General features: G+C 35.1%; 19 protein-coding genes. 12 read left to right on the top strand and 7 right to left on the bottom strand.

Going from position 1 to position 19,352, the window contains the following annotated elements; all coding sequences use genetic code 11:
* Positions 1–58: 58 nt before the first annotated feature.
* Positions 59–541, bottom strand: coding sequence for a GNAT family N-acetyltransferase (locus FNW52_RS00260; RefSeq protein ID WP_143375412.1), 483 nt, complete (start codon positions 539–541; stop codon positions 59–61).
* A 169-nt stretch (positions 542–710) separates the two neighbouring features.
* Between FNW52_RS00260 and fbp the strand changes: the two genes are divergently transcribed.
* Positions 711–1,730: a class 1 fructose-bisphosphatase gene (gene fbp / locus FNW52_RS00265; protein ID WP_143375413.1), complete on the top strand. Its 1,020-nt coding sequence runs from the start codon at positions 711–713 to the stop codon at positions 1,728–1,730.
* A 55-nt stretch (positions 1,731–1,785) separates the two neighbouring features.
* Here the strand turns inward: fbp and FNW52_RS00270 are convergent, their stop codons facing one another.
* Entirely contained in the window at positions 1,786–2,217 is a 432-nt protein-coding gene (locus tag FNW52_RS00270; RefSeq protein WP_143375414.1) for a TerB family tellurite resistance protein, read from the bottom strand.
* Positions 2,218–2,405: 188 nt separating this feature from the next.
* Here FNW52_RS00270 and FNW52_RS00275 point away from each other — a divergent pair, with 188 nt between their 5' ends.
* The 3 genes from FNW52_RS00275 to FNW52_RS00285 all read left to right on the top strand — a co-directional run bounded on the left by FNW52_RS00275 (position 2,406) and on the right by FNW52_RS00285 (position 5,251).
* Positions 2,406–2,999: a HupE/UreJ family protein gene (locus FNW52_RS00275; protein ID WP_143375415.1), complete on the top strand. Its 594-nt coding sequence runs from the start codon at positions 2,406–2,408 to the stop codon at positions 2,997–2,999.
* A gap of 5 nt (positions 3,000–3,004) precedes the next feature.
* Positions 3,005–3,439 carry a dCMP deaminase family protein gene (locus tag FNW52_RS00280; RefSeq protein ID WP_143375843.1) on the top strand — a complete coding sequence of 145 codons (435 nt, stop codon included), beginning with the start codon at positions 3,005–3,007 and terminating at the stop codon, positions 3,437–3,439.
* A gap of 237 nt (positions 3,440–3,676) precedes the next feature.
* On the top strand, positions 3,677–5,251 hold the full coding sequence (locus FNW52_RS00285) for a S41 family peptidase (RefSeq protein ID WP_143375416.1): 1,575 nt from the start codon (positions 3,677–3,679) through the stop codon (positions 5,249–5,251).
* Positions 5,252–5,271: 20 nt separating this feature from the next.
* Here the strand turns inward: FNW52_RS00285 and FNW52_RS00290 are convergent, their stop codons facing one another.
* The 4 genes from FNW52_RS00290 to FNW52_RS00305 all read right to left on the bottom strand — a co-directional run bounded on the left by FNW52_RS00290 (position 5,272) and on the right by FNW52_RS00305 (position 7,237).
* Positions 5,272–5,520 (bottom strand): hypothetical protein, encoded by a 249-nt coding sequence (locus FNW52_RS00290; RefSeq protein ID WP_143375417.1) that lies wholly within the window; start codon positions 5,518–5,520, stop codon positions 5,272–5,274.
* 195 nt (positions 5,521–5,715) lie between these two features.
* On the bottom strand, positions 5,716–6,324 hold the full coding sequence (locus tag FNW52_RS00295) for an FAD-dependent oxidoreductase (RefSeq protein WP_143375418.1): 609 nt from the start codon (positions 6,322–6,324) through the stop codon (positions 5,716–5,718).
* A 2-nt stretch (positions 6,325–6,326) separates the two neighbouring features.
* A complete protein-coding gene (locus FNW52_RS00300; RefSeq protein WP_143375419.1) occupies positions 6,327–6,530 on the bottom strand; it encodes a hypothetical protein in 204 nt (67 codons plus the stop codon).
* A 128-nt stretch (positions 6,531–6,658) separates the two neighbouring features.
* A complete protein-coding gene (locus FNW52_RS00305; protein ID WP_143375420.1) occupies positions 6,659–7,237 on the bottom strand; it encodes a MarC family protein in 579 nt (192 codons plus the stop codon).
* Between the two features lie 450 nt (positions 7,238–7,687).
* Here FNW52_RS00305 and FNW52_RS00310 point away from each other — a divergent pair, with 450 nt between their 5' ends.
* From FNW52_RS00310 to FNW52_RS00335, 6 genes are all read left to right on the top strand, one after another.
* Entirely contained in the window at positions 7,688–8,260 is a 573-nt protein-coding gene (locus FNW52_RS00310) for a DUF3109 family protein (protein WP_143375421.1), read from the top strand.
* A 260-nt stretch (positions 8,261–8,520) separates the two neighbouring features.
* Entirely contained in the window at positions 8,521–9,498 is a 978-nt protein-coding gene (locus FNW52_RS00315) for a ribonucleotide-diphosphate reductase subunit beta (RefSeq protein ID WP_143375422.1), read from the top strand.
* Between the two features lie 290 nt (positions 9,499–9,788).
* A complete protein-coding gene (locus tag FNW52_RS00320; protein ID WP_143375423.1) occupies positions 9,789–12,167 on the top strand; it encodes a ribonucleoside-diphosphate reductase subunit alpha in 2,379 nt (792 codons plus the stop codon).
* 12 nt (positions 12,168–12,179) lie between these two features.
* Positions 12,180–12,911: a DUF3800 domain-containing protein gene (locus FNW52_RS00325; protein ID WP_143375424.1), complete on the top strand. Its 732-nt coding sequence runs from the start codon at positions 12,180–12,182 to the stop codon at positions 12,909–12,911.
* Positions 12,912–13,169: 258 nt separating this feature from the next.
* Positions 13,170–13,889, top strand: coding sequence for an AAA family ATPase (locus FNW52_RS00330; RefSeq protein ID WP_143375425.1), 720 nt, complete (start codon positions 13,170–13,172; stop codon positions 13,887–13,889).
* 132 nt (positions 13,890–14,021) lie between these two features.
* Positions 14,022–14,501, top strand: coding sequence for an RDD family protein (locus tag FNW52_RS00335; protein WP_143375426.1), 480 nt, complete (start codon positions 14,022–14,024; stop codon positions 14,499–14,501).
* A gap of 367 nt (positions 14,502–14,868) precedes the next feature.
* Here FNW52_RS00335 and metE read toward each other — a convergent pair whose 3' ends face one another.
* Entirely contained in the window at positions 14,869–17,193 is a 2,325-nt protein-coding gene (metE, locus tag FNW52_RS00340) for a 5-methyltetrahydropteroyltriglutamate--homocysteine S-methyltransferase (RefSeq protein ID WP_143375427.1), read from the bottom strand.
* 156 nt (positions 17,194–17,349) lie between these two features.
* Here metE and FNW52_RS00345 point away from each other — a divergent pair, with 156 nt between their 5' ends.
* Both FNW52_RS00345 and dgt read left to right on the top strand, forming a co-directional pair.
* Positions 17,350–17,811 (top strand): Lrp/AsnC family transcriptional regulator, encoded by a 462-nt coding sequence (locus FNW52_RS00345; protein ID WP_116761716.1) that lies wholly within the window; start codon positions 17,350–17,352, stop codon positions 17,809–17,811.
* 152 nt (positions 17,812–17,963) lie between these two features.
* Entirely contained in the window at positions 17,964–19,307 is a 1,344-nt protein-coding gene (gene dgt, locus FNW52_RS00350) for a dGTP triphosphohydrolase (protein ID WP_143375428.1), read from the top strand.
* The last annotated feature ends 45 nt before the right edge of the window (positions 19,308–19,352 follow it).

Below are 19,352 nucleotides of genomic sequence, written 5' to 3' on the forward strand. Positions count from 1 at the left end.
TTATCGGGACGGGATTAGATTTCAGATTTTAGTCTCAAATGTAAATCGAATATTTTTTTTATTTTCTCAGTTTGTTGTCCACAAAGTCGTTAATTGCAGCCTCGTCCATTTGTACTAAATACCAATTTTTAAGAACCTTTGCCCCCGACTTTTCATAAAAATCGATGGCTGGTGTGTTCCAATCCAGTACGTGCCAATCAATTCTACGAACGTTGTCTCTTTTTCCTTGCTTGATAATTTCAGAATACAAAGCATAGCCTAAACCTGTTCCTCGCATTTTGTCTTTTACAACCAAGTCTTCTAAATGTATTATTTTCCCTTTCCAGGTAGAGTAGCGATAATAGTACAAAGCAATGCCTACAATCTCCTTTTCTACTTCTGCAACAAATACATGAAACAAAGGATTTGCGCCAAAACCATCTCGAACGAGGTCATCAACGGTGATTAAAACAGCTTCTGGTTCCTTTTCGAATACGGCAAGCTCTTGTATTAGTGCCAAAACGCCCGCCATGTCCTCTTTATTTCCTTTACGTATATTCATGATTTCGTATTATTATCCTGCTTTATTATTAAAAAACAATTAATTAGGGAGTTGTTTTTATCGAATATGTAGCAAATATACAATACTGATAAACTATGTTACTATTATTTTTTTCGTTTTCACAAAAAAAGCGATATTTGTGACTTAAACTAACTACATCGATTTCGCAATGGAAGAAAGCAACAAAACTCTCGGAGAATTTATCATTGAAAACCAAAATGCCTTTCAATATTCGTCAGGAGAATTATCTAGAATTATCAACTCTATCCGTTTGGCGGCCAAAGTGGTTAGCTACAAGGTCAACAAAGCGGGATTAGTTGATATTGTGGGTGCTGCTGGAGAACAAAATATTCAAGGGGAAGACCAACAAAAATTGGATGTCTATGCCAATAATATTTTTATTCAAACCTTAATCAATCGCGAAATTGTTTGCGGTATTGCTTCAGAAGAGAATGATGATTATATTACAGTTGAAGGAAGCGACAGTAGCCATAACAATAAATATGTAGTTTTGATGGATCCTTTGGATGGTTCGTCTAATATCGATGTGAATGTTTCTGTGGGAACCATTTTTTCGGTTTATAGAAGAATTACACCTATAGGAACTCCGGTAACATTAGACGATTTTTTGCAACCGGGAATCAATCAAGTGGCTGCGGGTTATGTGATTTACGGAACCTCGACCATGTTGGTTTATACTACAGGTCATGGCGTAAATGGTTTTACATTAAACCCAGCGATTGGTACTTTCTATCTTTCGCATCCTAACATGCAATTCTCTGAGGATGGAAATATTTATTCGATCAACGAAGGGAATTATGTGCATTTTCCACAAGGGGTGAAAGATTATATTAAATATTGTCAGCTAGAAGAAGGGGATCGCCCTTATACCTCTCGTTATATTGGAAGTTTAGTATCCGATATTCATAGAAATATGATCAAAGGAGGAATTTATATTTATCCCACAAGCTCTAAAGCTCCAAAAGGGAAATTGCGTTTATTGTACGAATGTAACCCAATGGCCTTTATTGTAGAGCAAGCTGGAGGAAAAGCCTCTGATGGATTTAATCGTATAATGGAATTGCAACCAATGGAGTTACATGAAAGAGTACCGTTCTTTTGCGGAAGCATAAATATGGTTAAAAAAGCAGAAGAATTTATGCATAAAGCAAAATTGAGTAAATATTAAACCAAGTTTAAGCCAAAAATAACAAACCGAAAAAGCTCCCAATTGGGAGCTTTTTTTATTTATTCATATTTTTCATCTCATAAATAAAAGTGTCAGGATCAACATTTTTGTCAATCAGTTTGAGTGCTTTGTGTACAATATAATTGACGTTGCCTGGCGTAAACCCTAGAGCTAATCCAAATTTCTCTAACAATTTTTCTTGGTTGTCTCCAAGTTGATGGTCTCGGTGTACCATTCGACCTAAATCATACAATCTTTCCAGTCTTTCTACATGTAGATAAGGTGGGTTGATGGCGTATTTTAAAGGGTTTTTCAAAATCTCTTTATATTCATCGTTTGAAATTTCAAGATTTCTGGCGAGCCTGTCCAAAAAAGCTTTTTCTTCTGGGTTAATTGTCCCGTCAGCGAGCGCAACCCTTACAATTGCTGAAAAATGGCCTTTATTTCTTTGTTTAAATTCGCTATCAAATAATTCTGAGAATGACATAGTGATTCGTTTTAAGGTTTGACATAAAGATAATTAATTTTTTCAGTATTGATTTTGTTTTTCGCAACTTTTTTGTACGATTGCCCTTTGTTTTTTATTTATTTTAGAGAATGATTTTTTAATCAAATACACCATTTTCAAAATTAATCGTAAGTTTACAACCCATATCAATATTAATTAATTTATCGATGTCAGAATTTTTGATTTACTTTCAAATAGGATTAAAACACGTATTGGATATACATTCCTATGATCATGTTTTGTTTTTAATTGCCTTGTCTGTTCCTTTCTCTTTCAATGATTGGAAGAAAATTTTACTTTTAGTGACAGTGTTTACTTTAGGGCACACCACAGCACTGTTTCTTTCTGTTTTTGGAATTATCGCTGTCAAAGTAAATGTGGTCGAATTACTCATACCAATAACGATTTTAATAACCGCCTTTTATAATTTATTTACGGCTGGGAAATCCAGTAAAAATGGTGGAGTCAATTTGGTTTTTATCATAACGTTGTTCTTTGGAATCATTCATGGATTGGGTTTTTCTAATTATTTTAAAACCATATTAGGAGGTAGCGCAACCTCAAAATTATTGCCAATGGCCGAATTTGCATTAGGAATAGAAGCGGCACAAATTGTGGTGGTTATAGTGGTTTTGATTTTGTCGTATATCGTTCAAACCGTTTTTAGATTTTCTAAACGCGATTGGACATTAGTGATGTCGGCATTTATAATAGGAGTGGTGTTGCCAATGATACTTGAAAATGAAATATGGAAGAGATAATAATTATGGAGAAAAAGAAGTTAAATAAATACGACAAAGCTTATCTTAGGATTGCTACAGAATGGGGTTTGTTGTCTTATTGCAAAAGAAAGCAAGTAGGTGCGATTATTGTAAGAGACAGAATGATTATTTCTGATGGATATAATGGTACACCTTCGGGATTTGAAAATTGCTGTGAAGATGAAGACGGATTAACACGTTGGGATGTATTGCATGCTGAGGCAAATGCCATATTAAAAGTGGCGAGATCTACACAATCCTGCGAAGGGGCGACTTTGTATATCACGCTTTCTCCGTGTAAAGAATGCAGTAAATTAATACACCAATCGGGGATAAAAAGAGTGGTGTACCATAACGGATACCGTGATGATTCCGGAATACAATTTTTATTGAAAGCAGGGATTGAAGTAGAACATATTCCGGTTTTAGAAGAAGATTAGAAAATGTAGCTATTTAGTTAGTTTTCAGTCTCAGTCTCAGTTTTCAGTCTCAGTTTCCTCCCGATATCAGGACAGTTTTCCGTCGAAAAAGGGTGTTAATTTTAAAAACAGCACTAAAAAAAACTAATTTTTTTAGAAAGAGAATTACAATGTTTACGAACAACTCTGAAAACTGCGACTGAAAACTGTGATCTGAATGGTTTCAAAAAACTTAATTTAACCTTTTGTCAAGATAAAATGAAATACGATACCAAATATTTACCTATACTTATTGGCGGCATTTTTGCCCTTGGTATTTTTATTGGTAGTTTGTCTAATGCTACTCAAACGCATGGTTTTTTAGTTAAAAAGAATACAAAAGAAAAACTCGACAAACTGATCGATTTCATAGATAGTGAATATGTAGATGATGTTAATACGGATTCTATTGTGAATCTTACAGTTGATAATATTTTGGCGCATCTTGATCCGCATTCAGTCTACATCCCGCCGAGCGAACAATCGGAAATAGCCGAGACTATGAAAGGCGATTTTGTAGGGATTGGAATCAATTTTTACATGTACAAGGATTCGGTTGCAGTCATAAATCCTGTAAAAAATGGCCCTTCGGCAAAAGCAGGAATCAAAGCCGGAGATCGTATTTTGTATGCTGATAAAACCAAGCTGTTTGGCCGAAAGTTGCCCAATGATAGTTTGTTTGCAGCGCTAAAAGGAGAAGCGGGTTCTCAGATAGAATTGACGGTTTATCGAAAATCGGAACGCAAAAAAATGAAGCTGACCATCAAGCGGGATGTTATACCGCTAAAGAGTGTTGACGTTGCTTTACTGTTGAACAAAACAACGGGATATATAAAGATTAATCGTTTTGCCGAAACAACTTTTGATGAGTTTAAAACGGGATTGACCAATTTAAAAAAACAAGGCATAAAATCACTGGTTATCGATGTTCGGGATAATGGGGGAGGGTATATGGAAGAAGCCATTGCTATTGCCGATGAATTTTTGAAAGACAAGCAACTGATTGTTTTTACCAAAAGCAAAAATGGAGTGATCGAAAAGACTTTTGCCACGAAGCAAGGTGTTTTTGAAAACGGGAATGTCTCTATTTTAATTAATGAAAATAGTGCTTCGGCAAGTGAGATTTTGGCTGGAGCCATACAGGATAATGACCGCGGAACGATTGTAGGACGACGTTCTTTCGGAAAAGGGTTGGTACAACGAGAAATGGATTTCAACGATGGTTCTGCTGTGCGACTAACTATTGCCAGATATTATACGCCAACGGGGAGGTCTATTCAAAAGCCATATTCTAAAGGGAATGAAGCCTATTTCAAAGAATCGGATTCTCGTTTTTTGCATGGTGAGTTGTATAAAAAAGACAGCATAAAGGTGGTTGATTCCTTAAAGTTTAAAACCAAAAAAGGCAAAATCGTTTACGGCGGTGGTGGAATTGTGCCCGATGTTTTTGTGCCTTTGGAGGCTGAACATGGAGCAGAAAATGTTTCGTATTTATTACAGTCGGGAATCGTAGGTCATTTTGTATTCGAACAATTAGACAAGAATAGAAACGGTTTTTCAAAATTGACTTTCGAACAGTTTTTGAATAAAATAAATGCAACCGATTTGTATTTCTATGACTTTCAAAAATACCTTACCCAAAATGGTTTGTTTGTAAAGTTAGGCCACAATAAGGCTTTGGTAAAAAGATATATCAATGCCGAGTTTGCCCGTCAATTGTATGGCGATAAATATTATTATGAAATGGTACTGAAAGAAGATGCCATGGTAAAGGCGGTGTTGAAGGGAATTTAACGACTATAATATCTCCTTGTTTATACATGCGAAAGTAAAAGTGAATCCCAACGACTATCTTCATCGGATAGCCAATCTTTTTCTAATGATTTTTCATTTACTAATAAAGAAGAAAAGGTTGAAGTGGTGTTATCATCCTTGAGAATGCTGTTTTTTTTGGAATGTTTTAACTCTTCTTTTTTGATAGATTCTAAAGTTTGCTCCATTACAAAAAAACGCTCTTGTAATGGCAATCGTTCTATTTCTTTAATAATCGTTTTTACTAGCATGTTTTTCGTCTTTAAATGGGGAGTAAATATCTTTTTAGTTCAGTGCGAAATAATTAATAAACTATGATATTTCAAAGTTACAAAATATATGATTAAAAGAGATGTCTAGAGGTATTATTTAAGAATCAATGTTTTATGAATTTATTTAGCGCTAATTGAACAGAAAAGTCAATAAGGCAGGTGGGTGTTGATAAATTATTTCCTAATACTATCATGTGAATGAGTCTGTATGCCATCATTCCACAAAGTAAGTAAGTCCGTAGCAACAGCAGCTCCACTTCCGGCCGCAATGGCGAGTTGGCTTCTCCATCCCGCAAGAGTTCCTGCAACATAAATTCCATCAGCAACTTTATGGTCGATATTTTTCAGTTGGATTCTTTGTTTTTCGGGAAGGGCTTTTTTATGGGGTTCGACAAACTGCATTAAACCTTCAATTGCAAATGTATTGGCAGCACCGATACCTACTACAATATTTCGGGTTTTGTAACTGTTTTTGTTTGTGAAAACGGTAAATTCTGGAGATTGACCTTCTATTTTTAATACTTTTTCCTCAGGGATTTGAATAATATGTGGATACGTATTCGATAAATTTTGGATGGTTTCGATTAATAAATCAGAACCTAATTTTCCCGGAGCAATTCCGTAGGCATTGTTTAAAACGGCTTCTTGAAGAGAAGATGTTTTTTGATGGGTAAAGATTCCTATTTTCTTGTCAGAAACGAATATTTTTTTGTGGGCAGAGCCTAATACTTTAGCGCACGACACGCCCGAAACGCCTCCGCCTATGATTAATACGTCAAACACTATTATGCGTTGTCGTTCATTTTTTCAACTATTTTTTTAGACATTCTAAAAATCAGAAGAATTAATACAGCACAAAATGAAGCGGCAACACCAACAAACGCTACTACGCTATCTCCTTTGAATGGATTTTGAAAATCGATTAAAGTAATATTGAAAATAAGAAGCGCTACTGCCAAAAGCACTAAAATATTGGTAAAAAGTTTCATAGGTTTAATTTTTCTTTTATGTAAAAATTGGTGTTTTTTGAATCTATTTTATAATTAAAATTGGAGTCGAAAAATGAGGCAACGTTTAGGACATAAAATATTATGGGGTAAATTTATAATTTTTTTTTTTAGACAAACAAACCTTTAACATTAGCAGCGAATAATTTAACAGCTATTGCCAAAAGCACTACTCCAAATGTCTTACGAATCACACCGAGGCCATTTTTTCCCAACATTTTTTCGATTTTTCCAGAAGATTTCAAAACAATATACACCAATATGATATTCAGTACAATAGCAATAACGATGTTTAGGGTATGAAATTGAGAACGCAAGGAAAGTAAAGTAGTCATGGTTCCCGCTCCTGCAATTAGAGGGAAAGCTAATGGAACAATCGAGGCGGAGCTCGCTTCTTCATCCCGGTAAAGATGGATGCCTAAAATCATTTCCAACGCCAAAAAGAACAGGACAAATGAACCAGCTACGGCAAAAGAATGCACATCAATACCGATCAAACTTAAGAACTCTTCTCCGATAAACAAGAATAAGATCATTATTAATCCTGCTACTAAAGAAGCTTTTTCAGATTCGATATGGCCGTGTTTGGCTCTCAATCCTACAATAATAGGAATAGATCCCACAATATCAATTACGGCAAAAAGTACCATTCCTACTGTTATTATCTCTTTTAGACTTAAATCCAGCATAAGTATTGTTTTTTTTGTGAATAGTTGTTGTAAATCCTTTTTTTTTTGGCAAAGATATTCGCTTTTAAAAAGGTAACTGCAAATTCTCTGATTTTATTTTTGATTCTAAATATATAAAATTGATTAGGAGTTTGTTGCAATATAAGATAAGATCAAAAATTGTGCTATTTTTTTTAGAAATCTGCTTTTTGAAACTGTCAATCAAGGAGTAGTTTTTTTTTAATATTTCTAAAACAAATTTGGTTTTTTGTAAGTATTGTTGATGAAGGAATCACAATGTTTACAGATAGCCCTAAAAAACTATTTATTCGATCTAGTTGATACGTTTTTAATAAGTTAGGTGTTCTTTTTATGTAAGTAAATTATTTTTAAAGTGTTAATTTGATTGGTTTATTACGCTTATATTTATGTGTTGCTTTCATTTCTTGAATCTTTGATTACCTTTGCAAAATGTTTCAACTAGGAAAAACCATCGTCTCAGAGGATATACTCGAAAAAGAATTTGTTTGTAATTTGTCAGCTTGCAAAGGAGCTTGTTGCGTCGATGGCGATGCAGGAGCCCCATTGAGTTTGGCAGAAACAAAAATATTGGAGGAAATATACCCAAAAGTAAAACCATTTTTAAGAAAACAAGGAATTGAGGCTATTGAAGCACAAGGAACTTGGATAAATGGAGTAGATGGTGAACTTGAAACACCGCTAATTGATAACAAAGATTGCGCTTATGTGATTTTTGATGGTAAGACTGCCCTTTGCGGAATTGAGCAAGCCTACAATCAAGGAATAATAGATTGGAAAAAACCTGTTTCCTGTCATTTGTATCCAATACGAGTTAAAGATTTTACCGAGTTTGCTGCTGTTAATTATGACAAATGGGATATTTGTGATGCAGCCTGTTCGTTAGGTCAAGAACTCGAAGTTCCAGTGTATAAATTTGTCAAAGAAGCCCTTATTCGTCGCTTTGGCGAAGATTGGTATTTAGAGCTTGATAAAGTAGCTGAGGAGTTAAAAAACAAGTCGTAAAAAATCAAAAAATAATTGTCGGTTATTATTTAAAATACCTATATTTTACGGGAGTTTAAGAAGTTTTGACGTATTTAAAATGCTGGTTTCCAATATTTTAAACTTTGAAAGAAAAATGCTTCAATAGTTATTTATTGTTAAAAACTATAAGCTATTGTGAATAAGTTTGACTTTTAATAACCGCAATATTTCACAATCTTTGTAGTTCGCTTTTCGCACCGATTTTCATTAAAAATTCAAAAAAAAACAAATACAATCCAATGTCGCAAATTGAACCAATTTTACAAGAAAACAAAAATCGTTTCGTGATTTTTCCTATCAAACACCATGATATTTGGGAGTGGTATAAAATGATGGAAGCTAGTTTTTGGACTGCCGAAGAAATTGATCTTTCACAGGATTTGAACGACTGGAATAATAAACTGAGTGATGATGAGCGTTACTTTATAAAACACATTCTTGCCTTTTTTGCGGCATCGGATGGAATTGTAAACGAAAATTTGGCTGAGAATTTTGTAAATGAAGTACAATATGCCGAAGCTAAGTTTTTCTATGGTTTTCAAATCATGATGGAAAACATTCATAGCGAAACCTATTCACTTTTGATCGATACTTACGTGAAAGATGAAGCCGAAAAAGCAGATTTGTTTAATGCATTAGAGGTTTTTCCTGCCATTAAGAAAAAAGCGGATTGGGCTTTGAAATGGATCGAATCGGATTCTTTTGCCGAAAGGCTAATTGCATTTGCTGCGGTAGAAGGAATTTTCTTCTCTGGAGCATTTTGTTCTATTTATTGGTTAAAAAAACGCGGATTGATGCCAGGTTTGACTTTTTCTAATGAGTTGATTTCTCGTGATGAAGGTGTTCACTGTGATTTTGCGGTGCATTTGCACAATCACCATTTGATCAATAAAGTGCCAAAAGAAAGAATTAGAAGTATTATTGTTGATGCTTTAAATATAGAAAGAGAATTTATTACTGAGTCACTTCCGGTAAGTTTAATTGGAATGAATGCAGTATTAATGACCCAATATTTAGAATTTGTTGCCGATAGATTATTGGTGGAATTGGGTTGTGATAGAGAATATAATGTTACGAATCCATTTGATTTTATGGATATGATTTCACTTCAAGGGAAAACTAATTTCTTCGAGAAAAAAGTTGCCGAATATCAAAAATCAGGTGTTAAAGTTACCGAAGGCGATTCCCAAAAAATTAGCTTCGACGCTGATTTTTAAAATACAGTTTTGAGTTTTAAAATGTTTCCTAAACATTTGATAGCTCCAAAGAATAAATAAAAAGTAGAAGTATAATTAAGTTGTTTTCATAAGATTCCCCCAAATCTGAAAACTAAGTTAATTCAGTCTGATTAATTTCGGGACAAATGACGGCGTTTTGTTTCATCTTGTTTTTATGAGATGAAACAAAGTATCGAAATGGATTATGGATTGACACTGAGTAAAAAATGAATTATGGATTCCTACTATTCGTAAGTCACAATTCATTAATAAAATAAATTCGATAAAGTATGTATGTAGTAAAAAGAGACGGCCACAAAGAACCTGTAATGTTTGATAAGATTACAGATAGAATAAAAAAATTATGTTACGGCTTGAACGAATTGGTAGATCCAGTTAAAGTGGCTATGCGTGTTATTGAAGGTTTGTATGATGGAGTCTCTACATCAGAACTGGATAATCTTGCGGCCGAAACTGCAGCTTCAATGACTATTGCTCATCCGGATTATGCACAATTGGCTGCTCGTATTGCAATATCAAATTTACATTCGAATACCAAAAAATCGTTCTCCGAAACGATGAATGAAATGTTTCATTACATCAATCCGAGAACCAACCAAGAATCGCCATTGTTATCCGAAGAGGTGCATCAAGTGATTATGGAGAATGCGGAGTTTTTAGATTCTCACATTATATACAACAGAGATTTTAACTATGATTATTTTGGATTTAAAACTCTGGAACGCTCGTATTTATTAAAAATAAACGGAAAAATTGTCGAACGCCCGCAACACATGTTGATGCGTGTTTCTGTTGGAATTCACTTGGGAGATTTAAAATCGGTTATGGAAACTTATGACTTAATGTCGAAGAAATTCTTTACCCATGCAACGCCTACGTTGTTTAACGCTGGAACACCAAAACCGCAAATGTCTTCTTGCTTCCTTTTGGCTATGCAGGACGATAGTATTGATGGAATATATGATACTTTAAAACAAACCGCCAAAATCTCGCAATCAGCAGGAGGAGTTGGACTTTCTATTCATAATGTTCGTGCTACAGGTTCGTATATTCGTGGTACAAACGGTACTTCAAACGGAATTGTTCCAATGTTGAGAGTGTTTAATGACACCGCTCGTTATGTAGATCAAGGTGGTGGAAAACGCAAAGGAAGTTTTGCTATTTATATCGAAACTTGGCATGCGGATATCTTTGATTTCTTGGATCTAAAAAAGAACACAGGAAAAGAGGAAATGCGTGCCAGAGATTTATTCTTCGCCATGTGGACATCGGATTTGTTTATGAAACGTGTTCAAGAAGACACTACTTGGACGTTGATGTGTCCTAACGAATGTCCAGGGTTGTATGATGTATATGGAGACGAGTTTGAAGCCATGTATGTTGACTATGAAAACAGAGGAAAAGGTAGAAAAACTATCAAAGCGCGTGAATTGTGGGAGAAAATCCTAGAATCACAAATCGAGACTGGAACGCCTTATATGTTGTACAAAGATGCAGCAAACAGAAAATCAAACCAAAAAAATCTAGGTACGATTCGTTCTTCGAATTTGTGTACCGAGATTATGGAATACACCTCGAGTGATGAGGTTGCCGTTTGTAATTTGGCTTCTATTTCTTTGCCAATGTTCGTTGAAAACGGAAAATTTGATCATCAATTATTATACGATGTGACCAAACGTGTGACACGTAACTTAAATAGAGTAATCGACAGAAATTACTACCCTGTAAAAGAAGCCGAAAATTCTAATGTGCGTCACAGACCAATTGGTCTTGGAGTACAAGGACTTGCCGATGCTTTCATCTTATTACGTTTGCCTTTTACAAGTGATGCCGCTAAGGTGTTAAATCAGGAAATATTCGAAACCCTTTATTTTGCTGCCTGTACCGCATCTATGGAAATGGCCAAAGAAGAAGGTGCGTATTCTACTTTCAAAGGGTCTCCAATGTCAAACGGAGAATTTCAACACAATATGTGGGGAATAAAAGATGAAGAGTTATCAGGAAGATGGGACTGGGCTTCGCTTAGAAAAGAAGTGGTAGAACATGGTGTTCGTAACTCTTTATTGGTTGCACCAATGCCAACGGCTTCGACTTCTCAAATTTTGGGTAACAACGAAGCATTCGAACCGTATACTTCAAATATCTATACCAGACGTGTATTGTCTGGCGAATTTATTGTGGTAAATAAGCATTTATTGCACGATTTAGTAAAACTAGGATTGTGGAATGACAACTTGAAACAAGAAATCATGCGTCACAACGGATCGGTACAAAATATCGATGTGATTCCGCAAGACTTGAAAGAATTGTACAAAACCGTTTGGGAAATGTCTATGAAAGACATTATCGATATGTCTCGTCAAAGAGGGTATTTTGTAGATCAATCACAATCATTGAACTTGTTTATGCAAGATGCCAATTATTCAAAACTAACGTCTATGCACTTCTACGCTTGGCAATCTGGGTTGAAAACAGGTATGTATTATTTGAGAACCAAAGCTGCGGTAGATGCTATCAAATTCACATTAAACAATGATAAAAAAGAAGATGCTCCAGTAACAGAAGCTATAGATGTTGAGGATTTCAAAGCGATGTTGCTCAAAGCACAAGCCGCTGATCCTGAAGATTGCGAAATGTGCGGAAGTTAATAATTTAATAAATTGAAATATTATTTGTTTATTGACGAAAGTGGAGATCACGGGTTGAAAACTATTGACGAGAGTTTTCCAGTGTTTTTGTTATGTGGTGTTTTGATTTCAGAAAATGAGTTTTCTAAAATCAATTTGGTTGTGAATAATACAAAACTTAAATACTGGAACAACACTAATGTGATTTTACATTCTCGTGATATTAGAAAATGTAATAATGAATTCAAGATATTATTCGATTTAAAAATAAAAGAGCAATTTTATAACGACCTGAATAGCATTCTTACTTCGAGCAATTACAAAATAATTTGTTCGGCGATTGATAAAATTTCATTTATCAAAAAGTATGGAAAACTAGAAGATGATGTTTATGAAATTGCTCTTTCATTTATATTAGAAAGAACGATTTTTTGTCTTGATGAACTTCAGGATTGTGATACTTTAGAGATAATAATCGAAAAAAGAGGAAAAAAAGAAGATGCAAAACTAGCCAATCATTTAAATAAATTAAACCAAGTTGGCACTTTTTATGTTGATGCGGAACGAATGAAAAAATACGCGGTAAAGCATTGTTTTCTTGATAAAAGAAAAAATAATAACGGATTACAAATTTCGGATTTATTGGCTTATCCTATAGCGAGAAAAATTTTATTTCCAGAAGGAGTAAATATTTCTTATGAATTAATCAAAGATAAATTTTACACGAAAAATGGAAAACGATACGGATTAAAGATATTTCCGTAAAAACAAAAAGACTGATAAAATCAGCCTTTATTGTCGACCGGGGACACCCCAATCCAAATATATAAACATCTATCGATGTATAATTCTTTTGCAAAGATATTACATTTTTGAAAAAAAATGAATAAAGATGTGATGAAAAATCTAATTTGTGATGATATTTAAAGAAATTTTGGTTTTTTCTATTAATAAATGATGATGAACTTTGTTTTTAGAGCTATTCCAGATTGCCGTGAAAAACTAATTTAAAATCAAATCCCCTTGAGTTTATTATATTTTACAGACCGAAGCATTGTCCATCTCGAAGATGTAGTGTTCAATGACGCCGTTTCAGGGCAAATTAATCAGTTCTTGAAGGAATACCAATTCAAACAAGTTTTAGAGCAATACGACTTGCCTGTGGTCAATAAAATACTGTTGCATGGCAAAACAGGCTGTGGCAAAACCATGACCGCCAAAGCAATTGCCAGAAAACTGGACAAAAAAATAATCATTGTCAATCTTTCCAGGATTGTTTCTTCCAAATTGGGAGAAACCTCCAAGAATATCGAAGGATTGTTCAAAGAAGTGCAATACGAAAGTTCGGTTTTGTTCTTTGATGAATTTGACTCCCTAGGTCAGATTCGGGATTACGATAATAAAGACAGTACCGAGATGAAACGGGTAGTCAACTCGATTATTCAATTGATTGATAATTTTCCCAATCGATCGGTATTAATCGCTGCTACCAACCAAATCCAGATGATAGACGAAGCATTAGTGCGCCGTTTTGAAATGCAACTGGAATTTACGGCTCCTTCCGCTGTGGTTTTGGATAATTATTACGATACCTTACTCGCAAAATATCCCGTAGAATTTCAGGAAGTGACTCGTATTTATGAAGTAACTTTTGCGGAAGCGAAAAATCATTTGCTCAAAGAAGTGAAAAACAACATCATTCAAGCAGAGATAGAAAAGCAAAAGGCTTTAGACTCAAACTAAATCTTAGTTTTTGATCAATAAAAAACAAGGTAATTGGTATTTTTCTAATTCCTAATTGTAAAAATAATTCCTTATATTTGAGTGAGTTATAGTTTTGGTATGTTTTGTTTATTGTATTAAAAAACAGAAAACATGGAAAGTAAAAAAATTACAGTTACAGATGATTTATTGGCTTCAAGAGGACAGCGTTTGTTAAATTTAATCATGGACTTAGCGATAGGATATGTGATTTGGATTACCATAGGAACAACAATAGCCATATTTGCGGATGTTGCCAATAGTTCATTTCTGAAAACTTGGATTAGCACTATGGGAAGAGCAGAAAAAGGGCTTTCTTTTGCTGTCATTGTTGGTTTTTACTATTATTTGACCGAGCTGTATTTCTCTCGTTCAATCGCGAAATTCTTGACCAAAACCTATGTGATTATGAAAGACGGTTCAAAACCCAATTATAAAACCATTTTGAAGCGTACACTTTGTAGATTCATTCCGTTTGAGGCTTTTTCGTTTTTAGGTGGTACCGCAGGAGGATGGCACGATTCTATGTCGGAAACTTATGTAGTCAAAAAGGTCGAATTTGAGAAAAAAAAGAGAATTATTATTTTGCCTTAATAGAATTGTAAATAAATGTTTTGAATAACTAAAAGCCCTAGTAAATTATAAAATCTACTAGGTTTTTTTATTCTGTTATTGTATCCTGAATTCTGTGAAAGATAAATAGCAGAATTATTTTTCAAAACCCCGAAGGGGTGCAATGATTATAGAATTTTCATGACGTTGCATATAAACCCTGAAAGGGTGAAATGGTTTAGTCTTTTTTTGATTTAAAAGTACTCTCCGTTTAATTAATTGTGTAAAAATTCCACCCCTTCGGGGTTTTGGACATTTGGGTTGCTCTTTCTAGAATCATTGCACCCCTTTCGGGGTTTAGATGAATTATAATTTGTCTTTAGGATAAAGTCTAATGCGAAATTTGGGTTTAAACCGTTGCGCTATTCTCAGTAGCAACTCGCATTTCTTTTGCGGCAGCGACCATTTCTATTAAAGCTTTTTTGGTTTCCTCCCAATGTCTTGTTTTTAAGCCACAATCTGGATTGACCCAAAGCTGGTCAACAGGAATAACTGCCGAAGCTTTTTCTAATAGTTTTACCATTTCAGTACGGGATGGAACACGTGGCGAGTGAATGTCATAAACTCCAGGGCCTATTTCATTCGGATACTTAAAATCTGCAAAAACATCCAATAGCTCCATTTGTGAACGTGAACATTCTATGGTAATCACATCGGCATCCATGTCGGCAATATTTTGAATAATGTCGTTGAATTCACTGTAGCACATATGAGTATGAATTTGGGTGTCGTCTTTTACACTACTGGCCGAAATTCGAAACGCTTTTATCGCCCAATCAAGATAAGTAGCCCATTCTTCTTTGCGCAATGGCAATCCTTCTCGAATTGCGGGTTCATCAATTTGAATGATTTTGATTCCCGCTTTTTCTAGGTCGGTAACTTCATCACGTATCGCCAAAGCAATTTGTGTACAGGTTTCAGAACGTGGTTGGTCGTTACGGACAAATGACCATTGTAAGATAGTTACAGGGCCGGTTAGCATTCCTTTTACCCATTTTGGCGTAAGCGATTGCGCAAATTCAGCCCATTTTACCGTCATAGGATTTGGTCTGGAAACATCACCATAAATTACTGGAGGTTTCACACAGCGGCTACCGTAGCTTTGAACCCAGCCATTTTTGGTAAAAGTAAAACCGTCCAATTGCTCGCCGAAATATTCCACCATATCGTTGCGTTCAAATTCTCCGTGAACCAAAACATCGATGCCAGTTTCTTCCTGAAAACGAATCGTTTCTTCGGTTTCTTTTTGAAGTAAATCATTATACTCGTTTTGACTCAATTGGCCGCTTTTGAACTTAGCTCTCCAGCTACGTACTTCGGTAGTTTGAGGAAATGAACCAATTGTTGTTGTTGGAAACAAAGGAAGGTTCAATACTTCTATTTGTTTTTTTCTTCGAATGGCAAACGTGTTTTCTCGTTTTGAATCTTTTTCAGTGATTGAGGCTACACGTTTTTTTACAGCAGGGTTGTGTATTAGTTTGGATGTTTTGCGGTTTTCATTCGCTACTGTGTTTTCAATTAATCGCAGTGAACTTTCAGCTTCTTGTTCATTCGAGGCAAAAGATTTTAAAAGCGTAACTTCTTCAATTTTTTGTTTGGCAAAAGCCAGCCATTGTTTGATTTCGGGAATCAAGGTGTGGTCATTGGTTTCCAGATCCAAATCGCACGGACTGTGAATAAGCGAACAAGACGGAGCAATCATAATTCTGTCTTTGCCTAGAGCAGCCGTCGCTTTTTTGATAGTAGCCAATGATTTTTTGAAATCATTTTTCCAAATGTTCCTTCCGTCAACAACCCCAAGAGAAAGCGTCGCGTCTTTGGATAAAAGATTAGACTCTAAAATATCATCCAACTGAGACGAACAACGAACCAAATCCAAATGCAAAGTGTGTACAGGCAAAGCCAAAACAGTGTCAAGATTCTCTCCAAAACAGTCAAAGTAATTAGTTAGAATTATTTTTAAAGAAGGAAATTTTTTGTTGATTTCATTGTAAACGTAAGTAACGGCATTACGCTCTTTATCTGTCAAGTTCAATGCCAAAAATGGCTCGTCAAACTGAATCCATTCTGTGCCTTCGGTTTGTAACGCGCTAAGAATCCCAAAATATACTGGTAGTAGTTTATCGATAAGGTCAATTCTATGAAAACCTTCCTCTTTTTCTTTTCCGAGTAATAAGTAAGAAACAGGTCCGATAAGTACGGGCTTTGTTACGATTCCTAGTTTTTTTGCCTCTATAAATTCGGCGATTATTTTGGTCGAAAACAATTCGAATTTTTGGTTTTTTGTGAACTCAGGAACAATATAATGATAGTTGGTGTCAAACCATTTGGTCATTTCCATCGCTACCACATCTTGCCCTTCTTTTTGAGCTCCTCTTGCCATGGCAAAATACAAATCCAGCGAATTGTTTGCGCGGGCAAATTCTTGGTAGCGTTCCGGAATTGCACCAAGGGTTAGCGTCAAGTCCAATACTTGATCATAAAGCGAAAAGTCATTAGAAGGGATTAAATCAATGCCTTTGTCCGCTTGTAATTGCCAGTTTTGTTTTCTGATTGCTGAGGCTGTAGCCAAAAGTTCTTCGGCTGAAATTTTGTTAGCCCAATACAATTCATTGGCCTTCTTTAATTCTCTGTTGCTACCAATTCTTGGGTAACCTAAATTGTTTGTTTTCATTTTCTGTCAGTATTTATTACTGAGCAAAGTTATTGTATTGGGAAATTAAACTTAAATTAGCAGCTTAATTCAGTAAAATGATGTGTATGGTGTTGTTTTGGTAGTAATTTGTCCGAAATGTAACTTTGTAATCGAATGCTGACAGTAAAAAAAACTATGGAAAATATTGATACTATCGATTTGCAAATCCTAAAACACCTACAGGAAAACTCCAATATCAATACAAAAGAGCTGGCCAGTAAATTATTTCTCACGGTCACTCCCGTTTATGAGCGCATCAAAAGACTGGAACGCGATGGGTATATTATGAAGTATGTGGCTTTATTAGACAAGAAAAAACTCAATCTTGGGATGACCGTATTTTGCAATGTCCGCCTCAAAGAACACGCCAGAAATGTGGGAAGCAATTTTGTGAAAGATATAGTGGCGCTTCCGGAAATTATCGAATGCTACAACATTGCAGGTGATTACGACTTTATGTTGAAAATTCTGGTCGAAGATATGTCCAGTTATCAGGATTTTGTGATGAACAAGCTGTCTACTATCGAAAATATAGGGAATACCCAAAGTGTTTTCGTAATGGGCGAAATCAAGCACAGCACGGCATTGGCTATTTGATAATGCTAAATTGTTATTTTAGGATTTGATCTTAATAGATTTTTCAATGCTGAGGAAAGTCTTAAAATAAAATGTATTTTTGATTTTTTAAAATCCGAAATCAATCCCGTCCCGATAATTATCGGGACGTTAATCTACAATCAAAAATCACAATGAACTGGGAACAATTATTATCACTAAAACGACAAGGAGACACAGGTAAAAGATTAAGAATCGAGCAAGACGAAACCCGTTTGGGCTTTGAAGTCGATTACGACCGAATCATATTCTCAGCTGCTTTTAGGAGTTTACAGGACAAAACACAAGTGATTCCGCTTTCTAAAACGGATTTTGTGCATACCCGTTTGACACATAGTTTGGAGGTCTCAGTAGTGGGGCGTTCCTTGGGACGATTGGTCGGAAAGAAAATCATTGAGAAATATCCGTATTTACAAGAAGTTCATGGCTATCAGATGAATGATTTTGGTGCCATAGTTGCAGCCGCATCCTTAGCACATGACATTGGGAATCCTCCTTTTGGACATTCTGGAGAAAAAGCGATTGGCGAATATTTTTCTATTGGAAAAGGACAAAAATACAAAGATGAGTTAACCGATAAAGAATGGCAGGACTTAATTGATTTTGAAGGGAATGCTAATGGATTTTCGGTTCTAAATAGTTCCAGACCCGGTGTGGAGGGAAGTTTGAGATTGTCGTTTGCAACACTTGGTGCTTTTATGAAATACCCCAAAGAGAGTTTGCCGAAAAAACCAACCCGAAATATTGCCGATAAAAAATATGGTTTTTTTCAAACCGATAAAGCTTTCTTTCAGGAAGTGGCTTCGGATATGGGAATGATTGCCAATAAAACAGGTGATGATATTGGTTTTGAAAGACATCCGCTTGCTTATTTGGTAGAAGCGGCCGATGATATTTGTTACACCATAATTGATTTTGAAGATGGCATCAATTTAGGTTTGGTTTCGGAAGATTTTGCTTTAGAATATTTAATCAAATTGGTAAAAGACAGTATTGATACTTCAAAATATAAAACATTAGAAACCAAAGAAGACCGAATCAGTTATTTGCGTGCTTTGGCAATTGGAAGTCTAATCAACGATGCCGTAAAAGTCTTTGTTGAAAATGAAGAAGCGATTCTGAATGGGCAATTCCCTTTTGCTTTAACCGATAAAAGCAAATACAAAGCCCAAATGGATGATATTATCAAAATAAGCGTCAAGAATATCTATCAAAGCCGGGAAGTTATAGAGAAAGAGATTGTTGGGTATCAGATTATCCAGACGCTATTGGATAAATTCATTACAGCATTCAATAATAAATTTGAAGGAAAAATGTCGAACTATGATGCGCTAATATTAAAAATGTTGCCAGAAAAGCATCATTTGGAAAAGGAGAATTTATACGAAAGATTGCTTCATATTTGTCATTTTGTTTCGTTGCTTACCGATGGTAACGCTTTACTGTTTTTTAAAACAATAACTGCTGCTCAAAGTTAAATAAATGTAAAAAACGTTTATGTTTGTGCGTAATAACTAACATTT

Origin of the sequence: Flavobacterium sp. ZT3R18 (genome assembly GCF_007097385.1) — a bacterium.
In the GTDB taxonomy this organism is placed as follows: Bacteria; Bacteroidota; Bacteroidia; order Flavobacteriales; family Flavobacteriaceae; genus Flavobacterium.